We start from the raw sequence: 16,811 nt of genomic DNA on the forward strand, positions 1-16,811 counted from the left end.
GAGGCTACATGGCTCAGGGATTTACGCCCATTGTGGAGTTCTATGGCGCCAACGCGGCGCTGCTCAATCAACGTCTGATGCACTGGAGCCACACCGACGCGGCGGGCATTGAGTCCGACCGCCTTGAACTGACGATCAACATCGAGGGTCTGGAGGGCCTGCCGAGCCTGAGTGGCAAGATCGGTTTGCGCGTCGGTTATAAGGAGTCTGGCTTGGTGGAAAAAGGCGAGTTTGTCATCACCCAGCGCACGCCGGTGCTGTTTCCCATGCGCCTGATGATCGTCGCCACCGCGGCGCCCTTCAGCGCGGGCGATGCCAGTGGTTATCGCCAGCGTCGATCCGCCAGTTATGGACCGATCACCCTGGGCGCGTTGTTTCGCCAACTGGTCAGCCGCCACGGCTATTCACCGCGGGTGGCGCCGACGCTGGAAGGCATTGCGATTGCTCACATCGACCAATCCAATGAAAGCGACATGGCGTTCATCACCCGCCTGGCCAAACGCTATGGCGCCGTCACCAAACCGATCAACGAACTGTACGTGCTCGCCGAGGCCGGGCAGCTCATGTCGCTCTCCGGCCAGCAACTGCCGGACGTGAAACTGTCGGTCACTCAGGACAATCGCCCCGGCAATCAAGCATTCATCACCGCCAAGCTCGACGAAACGTCGCGTTCCAAATACCAGGGCAGCCGCGTCACCTGGTGGGATGCCGCCGCGTGCAGGCAGCGCGTGGTTCAGGTCGGGATTGCGCCGTTCAAAACTTTGCGCCAGCGCTGTCAGAACGAAGCTGAGGCGCGGGCGGTGGCTGAAGGGGAGTTGCGCCGCGTGGGGCGTGAAGACCTCAAGTTGCTGATCGATTGTCCGGGGAACCCGCTGTTGTCGGCCGAAGGGTTGTTGCTGCTGGATGACACCTGGCCTTCCTACATGCAGGGACGCTGGTCGATTACCAAGGTGACGCACGTAGGCGACCCGGTGACGGGCTATCGCAGTTCGGTCACAGCCGGCGGGTTGTCGGCGTAATGCCTTTTACGGAGTAGGACTCATGCTGATAACACTGCCCCAGTTGCTTTACGTCATGCCGGGTGCTCGCCTTAGCGCGGGCGTTTTTCTATCCTCGTTAAACACGGCATTCGCTCGGTACGCGATCACTACTCCCAAACGCCTCGCCGCTTGCCTCGCCCAGATCGGCCACGAATCCGGCGAGTTGCGCTATGTCCGCGAACTGGGCAGCGATCAATACCTGAGCAAATACGATACCGGCACCCTGGCTGCTCGCCTAGGCAACACCCCCGAAGCGGATGGCGACGGCCAGAAGTACCGGGGCAGGGGGCTGATTCAGATCACCGGGCGTCGCAACTATTTAATCTGTAGCCACGCGCTGTTTGGCGACGAGCGCCTGCTGCTGCAACCGCAATTGCTGGAACAACCGCAATGGGCCGCCGAATCCGCCGCCTGGTTCTGGCACAGCAACGGCCTGAACGAACTCGCGGACAACGACCAGTTCAGCACCATCACCCGGCGCATCAACGGCGGTCTCAACGGCCTGGAGGAGCGTTTGCGATTGTGGGCGCGCGCAAAGGCGGTGCTATGCGTTTCCTAGCGGCCTGGCGCCTGATCGGCGTATGCCTGCTGAGCGCGTTCGTGTGGCAGGTGCAAGCCTGGCGCTATGGCGCGCAGCTTGAGGCGCAATCGGCGGCCCAGGCGCAGGTGCTCAGCCAGCAAAACCAGCTAGCCTTGCGCCAGCAACAGGCGCAGCAGGACCAACGGCGGGCGCTTGAGCAACAACTCAGCGCCAGCGACCAGCAACATGCTCGGGAGTTGAGCGATGCACAACGTAATCAGGCCGCTCTGCGCGATCGCCTGGCCACTGCTGATGTGCGGTTGTCAGTCCTTCTCGACACCGGTGACTGCGCCAGTGGCTGCGCAATGCCAGCCCCCACCACCACCGGCGGCGTGGTTCATGCAGCCCCACGAGCCCGACTTGACCCGGCGCATGCTCAGCGAATTATCGCCATCACCGACGACGGTGATAACGCCGTGATCGCCTTGCGTGGCTGTCAGGCGTATGTGCGGGCCATCGTGCGTTAGTGTCTTGAGGCATGCTGCAACTTGCATGGCTGATGGGCTCCTGTAGGGTAGGCAAACGCCCGCCCACTCCAGGAGACGACCGTGAAAGAAATCACCCCACTTGCCGCTGAACTGGGTCGACGTTTACAGGTGCTCAATGCCCACGTCACCACTGCCGAGTCGTGTACCGGTGGCGGCATAGCCGAAGCCATCACGCGGATACCCGGGAGTTCGGCGTGGTTCGAGGCGGGATATGTCACCTATTCCAACCGGCAGAAGACTCGGCAGTTGGATGTGCCGGAGGCGCTGTTCGGCAAAGTGGGGGCCGTCAGTCGCGAGGTGGTCGAGGCCATGGTCAGGGGCGCCCAGGAAAAAAGCCTGGCGCGCTTTGCCGTGGCGGTCAGCGGCGTGGCCGGCCCCGATGGCGGCTCGCCGGACAAGCCGGTAGGCACGGTATGGCTGGCTTTCGGCGTGGGTGTCGAGGTCACGGCCGAGCGCCAGCACTTCCCCGGCAACCGCGACGAGGTCCGCCGACAAACGGTAAAGGCCGCGCTAGAGGGCTTGTTGCGACGAGCTGCAGCAGAAATAGAAAATCAGGGGTAGGCGATCTCCGATCTTTGTGGAACAATACTGTCTACTTATACAGGTGTTGGCCGTCAGGCCTTATTGATTACGTGAGGACTTTAATGGACGAGAACAAGAAGAAAGCCTTGGCTGCGGCCCTGGGTCAGATCGAACGTCAATTCGGCAAGGGTGCCGTAATGCGTATGGGCGATCACGACCGTCAGGCGATCCCGGCTATTTCTACTGGCTCTCTGGGTCTGGACATCGCGCTCGGCATTGGCGGTCTGCCAAAAGGCCGTATCGTTGAAATCTACGGTCCTGAATCTTCTGGTAAAACCACCCTGACGCTGTCGGTGATTGCCCAGGCGCAAAAGATGGGCGCCACCTGCGCGTTCGTCGACGCCGAGCACGCCCTGGACCCTGAATACGCTGGCAAGCTGGGCGTCAATGTCGACGACCTGCTGGTTTCCCAGCCGGACACCGGTGAGCAAGCCCTGGAAATCACCGACATGCTGGTGCGCTCCAACGCCATCGACGTGATCGTGGTCGACTCCGTGGCGGCCCTGGTGCCGAAAGCTGAAATCGAAGGCGAAATGGGTGACATGCACGTGGGCCTGCAAGCCCGTCTGATGTCCCAGGCGCTGCGTAAAATCACCGGTAACATCAAGAACGCCAACTGCCTGGTGATCTTCATCAACCAGATCCGGATGAAAATCGGCGTCATGTTCGGCAGCCCGGAAACCACCACGGGTGGTAACGCGCTGAAGTTCTATGCTTCGGTTCGTCTGGACATCCGCCGTACTGGCGCGGTGAAAGAAGGTGACGAGGTTGTTGGTAGCGAAACCCGCGTCAAGGTCGTGAAGAACAAAGTGGCCCCGCCATTCCGTCAGGCTGAGTTCCAGATTCTCTACGGCAAAGGCATCTACCTGAACGGCGAGATGATCGACCTGGGCGTGCTGCACGGTTTTGTCGAGAAATCCGGTGCCTGGTATGCCTACAACGGCAGCAAAATCGGTCAGGGCAAGGCCAACTCGGCCAAGTTCCTGGCGGACAACCCGGATATCGCCGCCACGCTTGAGAAGCAGATCCGCGACAAGCTGCTGACTCCTGCGCCGGACGTGAAAGCTGCTGCCAACCGTGCGCCGGTTGACGAAATGGAAGAAGTCGACACTGACGTCTGAACCAAACGATGACCGTTGTGCTGGATACACTCGTCGCCGTTCGGCGCACTGCGATGGACCTACTCGCGCGCCGCGAGCATGGTCGAGTCGAACTGACGCGTAAACTGCGTCAGCGCGGTGCGTCTGCCGAGATGATCGACAGTGCCCTCGACCGCTTGACGGAAGAAGGGTTGCTGTCGGAAGCCCGTTACCTCGAAAGTTTTGTGTCCTACCGAGCGCGCTCTGGTTATGGTCCTGCGCGCATTCGTGAAGAACTGAGCCAGCGCGGCCTGCAACGCGCCGACATCGACCTCGCCCTGCGCGAGTGCGGTATCAGTTGGCAGTCGCAACTGGAAGATACCTGGCGTCGCAAGTTCTCTGGGCATCTTCCGATTGATGCCAGAGAGCGCGCGAAACAAGGGCGCTTCCTGAGTTATCGCGGGTTTTCGATGGAAATGATCAGCCGCCTCTTCAGCGGTCGGGACATGGACGACTGAACAGAGCAAAAAGCAAAAGGCCCGCTATGAAAATAGCGGGCCTTTTTTTTGTTCAAAAATCACGCGGGCTCCGGCGCCGCCCGTTGTTGCGTCTTACCTTGAGCCTGCGCCCAGTTCTCCGGCAAGTTGATGTAATCCACCAATTCCCGCAACCGGCCCTGATCACGCCCGTTGAAGTTGAACACCAGTCGCGTCAGATGACTGAACTGCGGCTCATCATGCTCTTCTCCGGTATAGGCGAGCTGCTGGAAGTCTCCGCTCAGCCGCAGGCTGGCGAACTCTTTTTGCACATGAGCCAGCGCCCGATCACTGAGCGGATGATGCATGCGCATCACAAACTCGCGCTTCAGCCAGCGGGTAGAGTGGAAGTTGGCGTAGAACTGGTTGATCTCGTCCACCGCTGCTTCGGCGCTGTACACCAGGCGCACCAGCTTCAGGTCAGTGGGCAGGATATAGCGATTGGCTTCCAGTTGGCTGCGGATAAAGTCCAGGGCGCCTTGCCAGAAACCGCCGCCTGGTGCATCGAGTAACACCACCGGCACCAGCGGGCTCTTGCCGGTCTGGATCAGCGTCAGCACTTCAAGCGCTTCATCCAGGGTGCCGAAACCACCCGGGCACAGCACCAGCGCATTGGCCTCTTTGACGAAGAACAGCTTGCGCGTAAAGAAGAAGTGGAAGGACAGCAGGTTCTCGGTGCCATCGATGGTCGGGTTGGCATGTTGCTCGAACGGCAAGGTAATGTTGAAGCCCAGGCTGTGCTCCAGGCCCGCACCTTCGTGGGCGGCAGCCATGATGCCGCCACCGCCGCCGGTGATCACCATCAGATCGGAGCGCGCCAGCGCCGCGCCCACTTCTCGGGCCAGGGCGTAGAGCGGGCTTTCCACCGGCGTGCGCGCCGAGCCGAACACGGTAACCTTGCGGCGCCCCTTGAACTGTTCCAGCACGCGGAAGGCGTGGTCCAGTTCGCGGATAGCTTGCAAGGTGATTTTGGCGTTCCAGCGGCTGCGGTCGTCTTGGGCCATGCGCAGCGCGGTGAGGATCATGTCGCGATAAAGAGGAATATTCGGGCTGTCGGGGGCGATCAACTGGAGTTGAGCTTCGACCTGCTGCGTGAGGTCGACCCCATTCGCTTCAAAATGCTGGAGCAGGCGCTCATTCGGTTCGTAAGGCATTCAACTTCTCCTTCTTCACAGAGCCTGGGCTGGCGGCGAGATTCGTCCGTGGCCACGACACGGCATGTGTCGCAGCGTGCCAAGGCATTGCACAGTGTTCGCCAAGCGGCAAAGCGCGGCTCTGTATGTTCCTTGTGATTTAAAAACCTTTGTACTGCACGTGGCAGGAGGACAACTCTGTTTTGCCCTGAAAGTGTTACAGAACAGCGTGGGAATTGGGGCTGGCGGGCTGTCAGGATGAGTCGATCATGGGCCGAAAAACCCTTGGCTGGCAACCGCTTATTGGTCTCACGTCACAACGTGCAGCGCTTGGTGGAAAACGCAAACGAGGGAAGCGCGCGCCACTGGACAGCAGCGCGCGAGGGGCATGTGCGACTTACTTTTTCTTCTTCGCCGCCGCCGGTGCCGGGCAGTCCGCTTCGACAAATTTCACCGATGCCACCGGGCGGTTGGTCTTGTTTTCGGTGATCTCGTAGCGCATCACCGCGCCCTTGGCCATCAGCTCACGGTAACCCTTGTTCAGGCACACGCTTTGCCCCAATTGGAAATACACCGCCTTGGGGTTGGCGCGCATCTGTTCGGCACGATCAGGCTGCACGCTGAGGTGATCGATCAACTGCAGGCCTTCAACGGTGTAGGCCATTTCCAGGGTTTTTTCATCGATTTCCCGGGGCAGGTCCTTGTTGCTTTCAGCCGCGACGCTTTGCAGCTTCTTGTTCATTTGGGCCTCCAGCAGCGAGGCCGCCTGGGCGCCAACAGGCAAGACCAGCGCAAGGGCGACGGATGGGGCGACAAGACGCAGCATGGAACGCAGCATGGAACGCAGCATGAAACTCTCCTGATTCGGTTACTGGTGCATAGACCAGCCACTGGGCTGTGCGTTCAGTGGCGCGCAATTATAGGTGAGCCCCGGCCAGTACAGCCAGGCGTATTGCTGGGAAGTGAGTGTGGCTCTGGTAAACTGCGGCCACTTAAGCCTTCCTCGAGTTCCCTCAGTGTCGATTTTCCCTTCCGTGCGGCGCATCCGATGAGCCACGCCGTCTCTCGTCTGCGTACCCAGCGCCTGGCGCGCGCCATCAGGCCTTTCGTCAATCGGGGTTCGCGTGCCGAGCGCTGCCCCGGCTGCCGGGTGATCCCCGCGTATTGCTTGTGTGCCTGGCGGCCCAAGGTCCAGGCCCAGTCTGCGATGTGCCTGTTGATGCACGACGTCGAACCGATGAAGCCCAGCAATACCGGCTGGCTGATCGCCGATGTGATCGATGACACCAGCGCGTTCGCCTGGTCGCGCACCGAGGTTGATCCCGAATTGCTCACCCTGCTGGCTGACCCGCAGTGGCAACCCTACATCGTGTTCCCCGGCGAATTCGTGACGCCGGAACGGGTGGTCAGTGAGGTCAGGGTAGGGGAGGGCAAGCGCCCGCTGTTTATCCTGTTGGACGGCACGTGGAGCGAGGCGCGCAAGATGTTCCGCAAAAGTCCCTATTTGGAGCATTTGCCGGTCCTCAGCCTGGCTCCGGAACAGCTGTCGCGCTACAAACTGCGTCGTTCCAAGCGTGATGATCATTTCTGCACCGCCGAAGTCGCCGCGCTGTGCCTGGAGCTGGCCGACGACTGCGCGGCCAGCGAAGTGCTGGACGCTTACCTCGACGTGTTCAGCACCCATTATCTGGCCGCCAAGTTCCAGTTACCGCTGGACTTGACGGATATCGTCCATACTCGTCTAGCGCCCTACATCCCGGCGGTATAACCAGACGACGTTTGCATGATGGCACTGTGAATCCAACCGCCGCTAAACTGCCCATTGGCGTAGTGCTTGACCACCCAGGCTACGCTGGGCATGCTGGGCGCCGATCAGGGCGCAACCGTGAATTTCCAACGTCGTTTCAGGTGCTTTTGACGTTGAGCATGCCCTGTGGTGATGGCTGCCTGGCCGTTGCCTTGTGTATTGGCGAACCCTGAACCCATCAGGGCTGCCAAAAAAAACAGGATCATTTAATCAATGGCCACATACGAAATCCTGATAGCTGATGACCACCCGCTGTTTCGCAGTGCGCTGCATCAGGCAGTAACGCTGGGCCTGGGCCCGGATGTACGTCTGGTTGAAGTGGCCAGCATTGCCGAGCTGGAAACCCGCCTCACCGAAAAATCCGACTGGGACCTGGTGCTGCTCGACCTGAACATGCCCGGGGCCTACGGATTTTCAGGGCTGGTGTTGTTACGCGGGCAATACCCGCAGATCCCCGTGGTGATGGTCTCGGCCCAGGAAGAAGCCGATGTGGTGGTGCGCTCCAAGGAGTTTGGCGCCAGCGGTTTCATTCCCAAGTCGAGCTCCATGGAAGATATCCAGAAAGCCGTGCGCACGGTGCTGGATGGCGATGTGTCCTGGCCGCCGCAGGCGTTTGAAGAAATCAATGTGTCCGACGAAGCCAAGGCTGCCCGTGATGGCCTGGCCAGCCTGACGCCTCAGCAGTTTCGGGTACTCACCATGGTGTGCGAAGGTTTGTTGAACAAGCAGATCGCCTACGAGTTGAGCGTGTCGGAAGCGACCATCAAGGCCCACGTCACCGCGATCTTTCGCAAGCTGGGGGTGCGCACGCGAACCCAGGCGGCGTTGCTCTTGCAACAACTTGAGTCAATTTCGCAGCATTAAGCTGTTGCCGATTCACGCTTTTTTGACTTTGCGTGATCTAGTTTTCCCACTTCTTTGGTTCAGTTGCCTACATCTATGTCGCCTTTCAAGGGTCAAACCGGTATCAAACGTATCTTTAACGCAGGGGGCTATTCCCTGGACGGCCTGCGCGCCGCCTTCACCGGTGAGGCGGCATTCCGTCAGTTGGTGTTGCTGAACGTCATCCTGATCCCACTGAGTTTTTTCCTGCATGTCAGCCGCGTCGAACGGGCGCTGTTGATTGCGGTGTGCCTGCTGGCATTGATCGTCGAGTTGCTCAACTCAGCGGTGGAGGCGGCCATCGACCGCATTTCCCTGGACCGCCACCCGCTGTCGAAAAACGCCAAGGACATGGGCAGCGCCGCGCAATTCGTGGCACTGACCATGATCGCCCTGGTGTGGGCCGTGATCCTGATCTAAGCCTCAGGCAATGCTCGGCAGCACGATTTCGTCGCTGCGCTGAACCCCGGCGGTAAAGGCGCGGCACAGTTCCAAAAACTCGCGCATCGCCGAGGTCTGGTACTTCTGCTTGTGCCAGATGAAGTAGAACTGCCGGGCCAGGTCCAGGTCCGGGGTTTCTACCGGCACCAGGCTGCCACGGCGGAAGGCATCGCGCAGCGCCAGCCGGGAAATGCAGCCAATCCCCAGCCCCGACTCCACCGCACGTTTGATCGCTTCGGTGTGTTCCAGCTCCAGGCGAATATTCAGTGCGCTGCGATGATGACGCATGGCCTGATCAAAGGTCAGCCGCGTGCCCGAGCCTTGTTCGCGCAGAATCCACGCTTCATGGGTCAATTCTTCCATGGTGGCTACGCCGCGCTGGGCCAGGTGATGCTGAGGCGCGCAAAACACCACCAGTTCATCTTCCACCCAGGTTTGCACTTCGATATCCGGGTGGCTGCAGTCGCCTTCGATTAGACCCAGGTCAATTTCGTAATGCGCGACCTGGTGCACGATGTGCGCAGTGTTCTGCACATGCAGCTTCACCTGGCTCTCGGGGTGCTGCTGCATGAAGCTGCCAATCAGCAGCGTGGCCAGGTAATTGCCGATGGTCAGCGTGGCGCCGACGGCCAGCGAGCCGAAACCGGACTTGCCGTTGAGCAGGTCTTCGATCTCCTTGGACTGGTCCAGCAGGGCGACCGCCTGGGGCAACAACTGACGGCCGAGGGCGTTGAGGCTCAGGCGTTTACCCGCCCGATCGAACAATTGGCAGCTGGATTGACGCTCCAGCTCGGTGATTGAGGTGCTGGCGGCGGATTGAGATAAGGCCAGAAGGCCAGCAGCGCGTGAGACGCTTTCCTGCTGGGCGACGGCGACGAAGACTTGCAGTTGACGGAGAGTAAATCGCATATCGATATAACCGATAACCCTTATCTTAATAATCCAGTTAACAGATATTGTCGCCGCGATTAGAATGCTGTGCAATTGCGCACTTATCATTTGGCGCAGACCCATCTCCAGGAGTCCCCCGTACATGAGCAACATGAACCACGAGCGTGTCCTCAGTGTTCATCACTGGAACGACACTCTGTTCAGCTTCAAGTGCACCCGCGATCCGGGCTTGCGCTTCGAGAACGGTCAGTTCGTGATGATCGGCCTGCAACAGCCCAACGGCCGCCCGCTCATGCGCGCTTATTCGATCGCCAGCCCGAACTGGGAAGAGCATCTGGAGTTCTTCAGCATCAAGGTGCCCGATGGCCCGCTGACTTCCCAGTTGCAGCACTTGAAGGAAGGCGATGAGATCATCATCAGCAAAAAGCCGACAGGCACCCTGGTGCTTGACGATTTGAAGCCGGGCAAGCACTTGTACCTGCTCAGCACCGGTACGGGCCTCGCGCCGTTCATGAGCGTGATCCAGGACCCGGAAACCTATGAGCGTTTCGAAAAAGTGATCCTGTGCCACGGCGTGCGTTACGTCAACGAAGTCGCCTACCGCGAATTCATCACCGAGCACCTGCCGCAGAATGAATTCTTCGGCGAAGCCCTGCGTGAAAAGTTGATCTACTACCCCACCGTGACCCGCGAGCCGTTCGAAAACCAAGGTCGCCTGACCGACCTGATGCGCAGTGGCAAGCTGTTCCGCGATATCGGCCTGCCACCGATCAACCCCGAGGACGACCGCGCCATGCTGTGCGGCAGCCCAAGCATGTTGGACGAGACCAGCGAAGTGTTGAACAGCTTCGGCCTGAAAGTTTCGCCACGGATGCGTGAACCGGGTGACTATCTGATCGAACGCGCCTTCGTCGAGAAGTAAACGCGGTCAAAAAAAATGTGGGAGGGGGGTTGCTCCCGATGGCGGTGATTCAGTGCTAGTTGTAGCAACTGACAGACCGCCATCGGGGGCAAGCCCCCTCCCACATTTGTTTTCGGTTTATTCAGCTGCAATCACTTCCAGCACACAGATGACGCCCGCCTCGGGATAGTGCCAACGCACATCCACGTCCCAGAACCGCGCCCCGTATTCACGCTCAGGCCCAGGCGTTTGATAGGCCGGCCGCGGGTCTTGTGCCAAACACTGTTCGATCAACTCCACCAGCGGTTCAGCAAGGCGCTGAGCGTGGCCTTGTGCCTGGTGCAGAGCCGTCTTCAGCCACTGCACGGGAATCAGTTGCGGCGCGTTACTGGCGATGCCGTTGGTGGCGCTGTCGATGATGTCGGCATACGGCACATATGGCTTGATATCCAACACTGGCGTGCCGTCGAGCAGATCGATCCCGGAGATCCACAGCCGGCCCGGTTCGACCTTGTCCAGCTTCACCACCGACTGGCCAATCCCGTTGGGCCGGTGGGTCGCACGGGTGGCAAACACGCCCATGGACGTGTTGCCGCCCAGGCGTGGCGGGCGCACTTTCAGGCGGGGCTTGTCTTCGAGGGCCTGGTGGAACAGAAACAGCAGCCACACATGGCTGACCTGCTCCAGGCCCTGCACCGCCTCGCCGTGGTCGAACGGCGCGACCAGCTCCAGCACGCCGCGGGCGGCAGGCGCCAGTTGCGGTTGGCGCGGGATGGCGAACTTCTCCTTGAAGCAGGAGCGCACGAAGCCAACGGGCGAGACCTGGTAACTCATGGCTTACGCGCGAACCCGCAGGGTCAGGCCCTTGAGGAAGTTGCGCAGCAACTGGTCGCCGCAGGTGCGGTAATTGGTATGGCCGAACTTGCGGAACAGCGCGCTCAGCTCAGGCTTGGACACCGGGAACTCGGCGGCCTTGAGGATGGCGTGCATGTCGTCTTCCTTCAGTTCGAAGGCCACGCGCAGCTTCTTGAGGATGATGTTGTTGGTCACCGGGGTTTCGATCGGCTGCGGCGCACGGCTGTCGTCCTTGCCGCGCTTGAAAACCACCAGGCCGTCAAGGAAGTGCGCCATGACCTCATCCGGGCAGAATACAAAGCCTTCTTCCTCGTCTTTCTTGAGGTAAGTCAGCAGGTCTTCCTTGGTCACGTCCATGCCGCCGAGTTTGATGAGTTCGACCATCTTGTTGTCACTGATGTCGAGCATGTAGCGCACGCTGCGCAGTACGTCGTTGTGAATCATGGTGGGCAATCCTGGTTTTCAACGGTGGACACCGCCCACGTAGGCGGTGTCAAAAAAAGGGGAGTGGCTTAGAACTTCTCTTTGCCAGACAGGTAGCGCCATTGGCCCACCGGCACCTTGCCGATGGACACACCACCGATGCGGATGCGACGGATGGCGATGACTTTCAAGCCGACGGCTTCGCAGAACAAGGCAATCACCCCAGGTTGCGGGTTTTTCATCGCAAAGCGCAGGCGGTTTTCGTTCTGCCAACTGGCTTTCACCGCCGGCAGCTCTTTGCCTTTGTAGGTCAGGCCGTGGTTGAGGCGGTTCAGGCCGTGAGCAACCATGTCACCTTCGACCTCCACCACGTATTCCTGCTCGATCTTGGCGGCATCGGCGGTCAACTTGCGCAGAATCTTCCAATCCTGGGTAAACACCAACAGGCCGCTGGCCTTGGCTTGCAGGTCGGCGCTGGCGGTCAGGCGCAGGAAGTGGCCCTTGAGTGGGCGCTTGCTGAAGCGGTGTTCTTCCGACAGCGTTTCGGCGCTGATCGAAGCCATCGCCGTCTCGGCATTCATGCCGACAGGCGCGTGCAGCAGGATGGTCACCGGCTCTGGCGCGGTGGCCTTGGCCTCGGGGTCCAGTTCGACCTTCTGGGTGGTGACCTTGAACTGCGGTTCGTCAATCACTTCACCGTCCACCGAGACCCAGCCGCCTTCGATAAACAGCTCAGCCTCCCGACGGGAGCAACCGACCAGTTCGATAAGGCGTTTGGAGAGGCGTATGGGGTCAGTCATGACAAAGGCCGTAGCAAAAGGGGGCCGCTATTGTACCTGTGTGGACGCGGTTAATCCCGGCCCCATTTCATTTAGCCCCGACGCGCCTCTTGCTGCACCTGGCGCAAACGCATGTGTAGCAGCGGATAAGGTTGCCCAAGGCCATCGTGCTCCGTGCGGCCGATGACCTCGAAGCCTTGCTTGAAGTAAAAACCCAGCGCCTGCGGGTTCTGTTCGTTGACGTCCAGCTCATCGGCGTTCATGCGCTCGATTGCATAACGCAGCAATTGTCGGCCCAGGCCCTGGCCACGGTGCTGTGGGTCGATAAACAGCATCTCGACCTTGCCCGCGGCCACCCCGGCGAACCCGGTGATGCGTTGGTGTGTGTCCTTGGTGCAGATCAGCATGACCGCATCCAGGTAGCGGGTCAGCACCAGGTTTTTCAGCAACATGATGTAGCTGTCCGGCAGAAAATCATGGGTGGCACGCACCGAAGCCTCCCAAATACGCGCCAATTCCGTGAAGTCGCTGGTTTTTGGGGTGTGGATAACCGAATGCTGACGCATGCCCGCTGCCCTTTTGTAGATGATCGGTACCGATGGGCAAGACGATAGACCTAAAAAAGCCCCGCATCTTGTCCAGAGGCAGGGCTTTTCGAGTTTTTTTACCGGTGCCTGATGCTATCAGTCGCGCTTTTCAGCCCACAGGTCGTATTCGTCGGCATCGGTCACGGTGCACCAGACCTTGTCACCCGGTTTCAAACCGCTGGCATCGTCGATAAATACGTTACCGTCGATTTCCGGTGCGTCGAAGAAGCAGCGGCCCACGGCGCCTTGCTCGTCGACTTCGTCGATCAGTACTTCGATTTCCTTGCCGATGCGCAGTTGCAGGCGCGCCGAGCTGATTGCCTGCTGGTGCGCCATGAAGCGCTCCCAACGGTCCTGCTTGATGTCATCCGGCACCACGGCCAGGTCCAGCAGGTTGGCCGGAGCGCCTTCCACCGGCGAGTACTGGAAGCAGCCGACGCGGTCCAACTGGGCTTCGGTCAGCCAGTCGAGCAGGTACTGGAAGTCTTCCTCGGTTTCGCCAGGGAAGCCAACGATGAAGGTCGAACGGATGATCAGATCCGGGCAGATCTCGCGCCAGTTCTTGATACGCGCCAGGGTCTTGTCTTCTAAGGCCGGGCGTTTCATGGCTTTGAGCACTTTCGGGCTGGCGTGCTGGAACGGGATGTCCAGGTACGGCAGGATCTTGCCGGCGGCCATCAACGGGATCAGCTCGTCTACGTGCGGGTACGGGTACACGTAATGCAGGCGCACCCACACGCCCAGGCTGCTGAGGGCTTCGCACAGTTCGGTCATGCGGGTTTTCACCGGCGCGCCGTTCCAGAAGCCGGTGCGGTATTTCACGTCGACGCCGTAGGCGCTGGTGTCCTGGGAGATCACCAATAGCTCTTTCACGCCGGATTTGACCAGGCGCTGGGCTTCGTCCAGCACGTCACCCACCGGGCGGCTGACCAGCTTGCCGCGCATCGACGGGATGATGCAGAAGCTGCAGCTATGGTTGCAGCCTTCGGAAATCTTCAGGTATGCGTAGTGGCGCGGGGTCAACTTGATGCCTTGCGGCGGCACCAGGTCGATCAGCGGGTTGTGGTCCTGGCGCGGCGGCACCACTTGATGCACGGCGTTGACCACCTGCTCGTACTGCTGCGGGCCGGTCACGGCCAACACGCTCGGGTGTACCTTGCGGATATTGCCTTCTTCGACACCCATGCAGCCGGTGACGATGACCTTGCCGTTTTCCTTGATGGCCTCGCCGATCACTTCCAGGGACTCTGCCTTGGCCGAGTCGATGAAGCCGCAGGTGTTGACCACCACCACGTCCGCGTCCTGGTAGGTGGACACGACGTCATAACCTTCCATGCGCAGTTGCGTCAGGATGCGTTCGGAGTCGACCAGAGCCTTTGGGCAGCCCAGGGAAACAAAGCCGACCTTGGGGTTGGCTTTTGCGATGGTGGTGGACATGTCTAACCTCGGTATTGAATGACGCCGCCAGTCGGGCACGACAAGGCGGTAGACGGGCACTTAGCGCTCTCGTGAGAGAGGGTGCTTTTGTGCCTCTGATCAAAAAGTGCGCAATTCTAGCGATGGGCAACGCACTTGACCAGCTTTATGCAGGGAAATACGACGAGTGCTGCGCTATGCTTCGCGCCGTTGCTCACGGGTGAAATCCCTGGGTCAATTAAACGTCTGTTACGAGAAGTAAAACAGCGCATGCTAAGGTCAGCTTAGATGCATTGTTTATAAGAGACCTCAGGTCATAGGGCAGGAGTGGTTGATGGGTCAGGCAAGTAGTCAGGCAGCGGGTGCCGAGCATTCCAACGCCAAGCCGATTGGCATGCTGGTGGCAGCGGTCGGGGTGGTTTACGGCGATATCGGGACCAGCCCGCTCTACACCCTTAAAGAAGTGTTCAGCGGTGGTTATGGGGTTCAGGTCAACCATGACGGAGTCTTCGGGATCCTGGCGCTGATCTTCTGGTCGCTGATCTGGGTCGTTTCGATCAAGTATGTGTTGTTCATCCTGCGCGCCGACAACCAGGGCGAGGGCGGCATCATGGCCCTTACCGCGTTGGCGCGGCGGGCGGCGTCGCCGTATCCGAAACTGCGCTCGGTGCTGGTGATTCTCGGTTTAATTGGTGCGGCGCTGTTTTACGGCGACAGCATGATCACCCCGGCAATCTCGGTGCTCTCGGCGGTAGAAGGCCTGGAACTGGCCTTTGATGGGCTGGAACGCTGGGTCGTGCCGTTGTCGCTGGTGGTGCTGGTGGGCCTGTTTCTGATCCAGAAACATGGCACCGACCGCATCGGCAAGCTGTTCGGGCCGGTCATGGTGTTGTGGTTCCTGGTGCTGGCGGGCTTGGGGGTGAATGGCATCAGCCAGCATCCGGAAGTGCTCAACGCGTTGAACCCGGTGTGGGGTGTGCGTTTCTTCATGGTCCACCCTGGCATGGGTGTGGCGATTCTCGGCGCCGTGGTGCTGGCGCTGACCGGTGCCGAAGCGCTGTACGCCGACATGGGCCACTTCGGGCGCAAGCCTATCGCCCGTGCGTGGTTCGCCCTGGTGCTGCCAGCGCTGGTGCTCAACTATTTCGGCCAAGGTGCGCTGCTGCTCGAAAACCCCGAAGCGGCGCGTAACCCGTTCTACCTGCTCGCACCGAGCTGGGCGCTGATTCCGTTGGTGGTGTTGTCCACCCTGGCCACGGTGATTGCGTCCCAGGCGGTGATTTCCGGCGCGTTCTCCCTGACCCGTCAGGCGATCCAGCTGGGTTACATCCCGCGCATGCACATTCAGCATACGTCCAGCGCCGAGCAAGGCCAGATCTATATCGGCGCGGTGAATTGGTCGCTGATGGTCGGCGTGATCCTGCTGGTGCTGGGCTTCGAGTCGTCCACCGCACTGGCTTCAGCCTACGGCGTGGCGGTGACCGGCACTATGCTGATCACCAGCATCCTGGTGTCGGCAGTGATGCTGTTGCTGTGGAAATGGCCACCAGTGCTGGCGATTCCGGTGTTGATCGGTTTCCTTTTGGTCGACGGGCTGTTCTTCGCCGCCAACGTGCCGAAAATCGTCCAGGGTGGTGCGTTCCCGGTATTGGCGGGGATCGTGCTGTTTATCCTGATGACAACGTGGAAACGCGGCAAGGAACTGCTGATGGACCGCCTCGACGAAGGCGGCCTGCCGTTGCCGATCTTTATCAGCAGTATCCGCGTGCAGCCGCCCCATCGCGTGCAGGGCACCGCAGTGTTCCTCACCGCACGGCCCGACGCGGTGCCGCATGCGCTGTTGCACAACCTGCTGCATAACCAGGTGCTGCACGAGCAAGTGGTGTTGCTGACGGTGGTCTACGAAGATATTCCCCGCGTTCCCGCCGCACGGCGCTTCGAGGTGGATGCCTACGGCGAAGGGTTCTTCCGCGTGATCCTGCACTTTGGCTTTATCGATGAGCCGGACGTGCCTGAAGCGCTGAAGCTGTGCCACCTGGATGATCTGGATTTCAGCCCGATGCGCACCACGTACTTCCTCAGCCGCGAAACGGTGATCGCCTCGCGTATCAAAGGCATGGCCCGCTGGCGCGAAGGTTTGTTTGCGTTCATGTTGAAGAACGCCAACGGCAACCTGCGTTTCTTCAAACTCCCGGTCAACCGGGTGATCGAGCTGGGCACCCAGGTCGAAATGTAAGCAGAAGTTGAACGGGAGCCGGCAATCGGCTCCCGTTTTACCTTCTGAACCCTGTGCGATCCCTTGTTGTCGACTAGGCTCTAAGCACTGTTGTGTAGGAGCGGGCTTGCCCGCGAAAAACCTTAATAGTAACGCGTCGATCCTGGATAAACGCG

Annotated in this window: 19 protein-coding genes; 11 read left to right on the forward strand and 8 right to left on the reverse strand. The window is 60.0% G+C overall.

Translation table 11 applies throughout. The annotated features are described in order from the left end of the window. Nucleotides 1–8 precede the first annotated feature (8 nt). The 6 genes from P3S72_RS07200 to recX all read left to right on the forward strand — a co-directional run bounded on the left by P3S72_RS07200 (nt 9) and on the right by recX (nt 4,287). Nucleotides 9–1,019, forward strand: a complete 1,011-nt coding sequence (locus P3S72_RS07200) for a contractile injection system protein, VgrG/Pvc8 family (protein ID WP_276196787.1) — start codon at nt 9–11, stop codon at nt 1,017–1,019. Between the two features lie 22 nt (nt 1,020–1,041). Continuing rightward, a complete protein-coding gene (locus tag P3S72_RS07205) occupies nt 1,042–1,599 on the forward strand; it encodes a glycoside hydrolase family 19 protein (RefSeq protein WP_276196788.1) in 558 nt (185 codons plus the stop codon). After that, a complete protein-coding gene (locus P3S72_RS07210) occupies nt 1,587–2,087 on the forward strand; it encodes a lysis system i-spanin subunit Rz (protein WP_276196789.1) in 501 nt (166 codons plus the stop codon). Before P3S72_RS07205 ends, P3S72_RS07210 begins: the two co-directional genes overlap by 13 nt. Before the next feature lie 81 nt (nt 2,088–2,168). Next, nucleotides 2,169–2,669, forward strand: a complete 501-nt coding sequence (locus tag P3S72_RS07215; protein ID WP_276196790.1) for a CinA family protein — start codon at nt 2,169–2,171, stop codon at nt 2,667–2,669. Between the two features lie 83 nt (nt 2,670–2,752). Further along, nucleotides 2,753–3,811 carry a recombinase RecA gene (recA, locus tag P3S72_RS07220; protein WP_247408227.1) on the forward strand — a complete coding sequence of 353 codons (1,059 nt, stop codon included), beginning with the start codon at nt 2,753–2,755 and terminating at the stop codon, nt 3,809–3,811. 8 nt (nt 3,812–3,819) lie between these two features. After that, nucleotides 3,820–4,287 (forward strand): recombination regulator RecX, encoded by a 468-nt coding sequence (gene recX, locus P3S72_RS07225; protein ID WP_276196791.1) that lies wholly within the window; start codon nt 3,820–3,822, stop codon nt 4,285–4,287. 59 nt (nt 4,288–4,346) lie between these two features. Here recX and P3S72_RS07230 read toward each other — a convergent pair whose 3' ends face one another. Together P3S72_RS07230 and P3S72_RS07235 are read right to left on the reverse strand one after the other, a co-directional pair. Beyond that, nucleotides 4,347–5,459, reverse strand: a complete 1,113-nt coding sequence (locus P3S72_RS07230) for a TIGR00730 family Rossman fold protein (RefSeq protein WP_276196792.1) — start codon at nt 5,457–5,459, stop codon at nt 4,347–4,349. A gap of 376 nt (nt 5,460–5,835) precedes the next feature. Then, complete coding sequence (locus P3S72_RS07235) at nt 5,836–6,276, reverse strand: PA3611 family quorum-sensing-regulated virulence factor (protein ID WP_276197905.1); 441 nt, start codon at nt 6,274–6,276, stop codon at nt 5,836–5,838. Between the two features lie 210 nt (nt 6,277–6,486). Between P3S72_RS07235 and P3S72_RS07240 the strand changes: the two genes are divergently transcribed. From P3S72_RS07240 to P3S72_RS07250, 3 genes are all read left to right on the forward strand, one after another. Continuing rightward, a complete protein-coding gene (locus P3S72_RS07240; protein WP_276196793.1) occupies nt 6,487–7,206 on the forward strand; it encodes a tRNA-uridine aminocarboxypropyltransferase in 720 nt (239 codons plus the stop codon). A gap of 252 nt (nt 7,207–7,458) precedes the next feature. After that, on the forward strand, nt 7,459–8,109 hold the full coding sequence (erdR, locus tag P3S72_RS07245) for a response regulator transcription factor ErdR (RefSeq protein ID WP_247402905.1): 651 nt from the start codon (nt 7,459–7,461) through the stop codon (nt 8,107–8,109). Nucleotides 8,110–8,184: 75 nt separating this feature from the next. Further along, nucleotides 8,185–8,547 carry a diacylglycerol kinase gene (locus P3S72_RS07250; RefSeq protein ID WP_247402908.1) on the forward strand — a complete coding sequence of 121 codons (363 nt, stop codon included), beginning with the start codon at nt 8,185–8,187 and terminating at the stop codon, nt 8,545–8,547. Nucleotides 8,548–8,550: 3 nt separating this feature from the next. On the opposite strand, the gene P3S72_RS07255 is transcribed toward P3S72_RS07250, so the two are convergent. After that, the gene (locus P3S72_RS07255) at nt 8,551–9,477 is read right to left on the reverse strand and encodes a LysR family transcriptional regulator (protein WP_247402911.1); all 927 of its coding nucleotides are present in this window, start codon (nt 9,475–9,477) and stop codon (nt 8,551–8,553) included. Between the two features lie 124 nt (nt 9,478–9,601). On the opposite strand from P3S72_RS07255, the gene fpr reads away from it, so the two are divergent. Next, nucleotides 9,602–10,381: a ferredoxin-NADP reductase gene (gene fpr / locus P3S72_RS07260; protein WP_010563456.1), complete on the forward strand. Its 780-nt coding sequence runs from the start codon at nt 9,602–9,604 to the stop codon at nt 10,379–10,381. 117 nt (nt 10,382–10,498) lie between these two features. Here the strand turns inward: fpr and tsaA are convergent, their stop codons facing one another. From tsaA to rimO, 5 genes are all read right to left on the reverse strand, one after another. After that, entirely contained in the window at nt 10,499–11,194 is a 696-nt protein-coding gene (gene tsaA / locus P3S72_RS07265; protein ID WP_276196794.1) for a tRNA (N6-threonylcarbamoyladenosine(37)-N6)-methyltransferase TrmO, read from the reverse strand. 3 nt (nt 11,195–11,197) lie between these two features. After that, nucleotides 11,198–11,659, reverse strand: coding sequence for a DUF1456 family protein (locus tag P3S72_RS07270; RefSeq protein ID WP_247402920.1), 462 nt, complete (start codon nt 11,657–11,659; stop codon nt 11,198–11,200). Nucleotides 11,660–11,727: 68 nt separating this feature from the next. Beyond that, on the reverse strand, nt 11,728–12,438 hold the full coding sequence (locus P3S72_RS07275; protein ID WP_276196795.1) for an rRNA pseudouridine synthase: 711 nt from the start codon (nt 12,436–12,438) through the stop codon (nt 11,728–11,730). 71 nt (nt 12,439–12,509) lie between these two features. Beyond that, nucleotides 12,510–12,983: a GNAT family N-acetyltransferase gene (locus P3S72_RS07280; RefSeq protein WP_276196796.1), complete on the reverse strand. Its 474-nt coding sequence runs from the start codon at nt 12,981–12,983 to the stop codon at nt 12,510–12,512. A gap of 117 nt (nt 12,984–13,100) precedes the next feature. Further along, nucleotides 13,101–14,429, reverse strand: coding sequence for a 30S ribosomal protein S12 methylthiotransferase RimO (gene rimO / locus P3S72_RS07285; protein WP_276197906.1), 1,329 nt, complete (start codon nt 14,427–14,429; stop codon nt 13,101–13,103). A gap of 325 nt (nt 14,430–14,754) precedes the next feature. On the opposite strand from rimO, the gene P3S72_RS07290 reads away from it, so the two are divergent. Then, nucleotides 14,755–16,656 carry a potassium transporter Kup gene (locus P3S72_RS07290; protein ID WP_276196797.1) on the forward strand — a complete coding sequence of 634 codons (1,902 nt, stop codon included), beginning with the start codon at nt 14,755–14,757 and terminating at the stop codon, nt 16,654–16,656. The last annotated feature ends 155 nt before the right edge of the window (nt 16,657–16,811 follow it).

The organism is Pseudomonas sp. D3 (assembly GCF_029320995.1).
Classification (GTDB): domain Bacteria; phylum Pseudomonadota; class Gammaproteobacteria; order Pseudomonadales; family Pseudomonadaceae; genus Aquipseudomonas; species Aquipseudomonas paraveronii.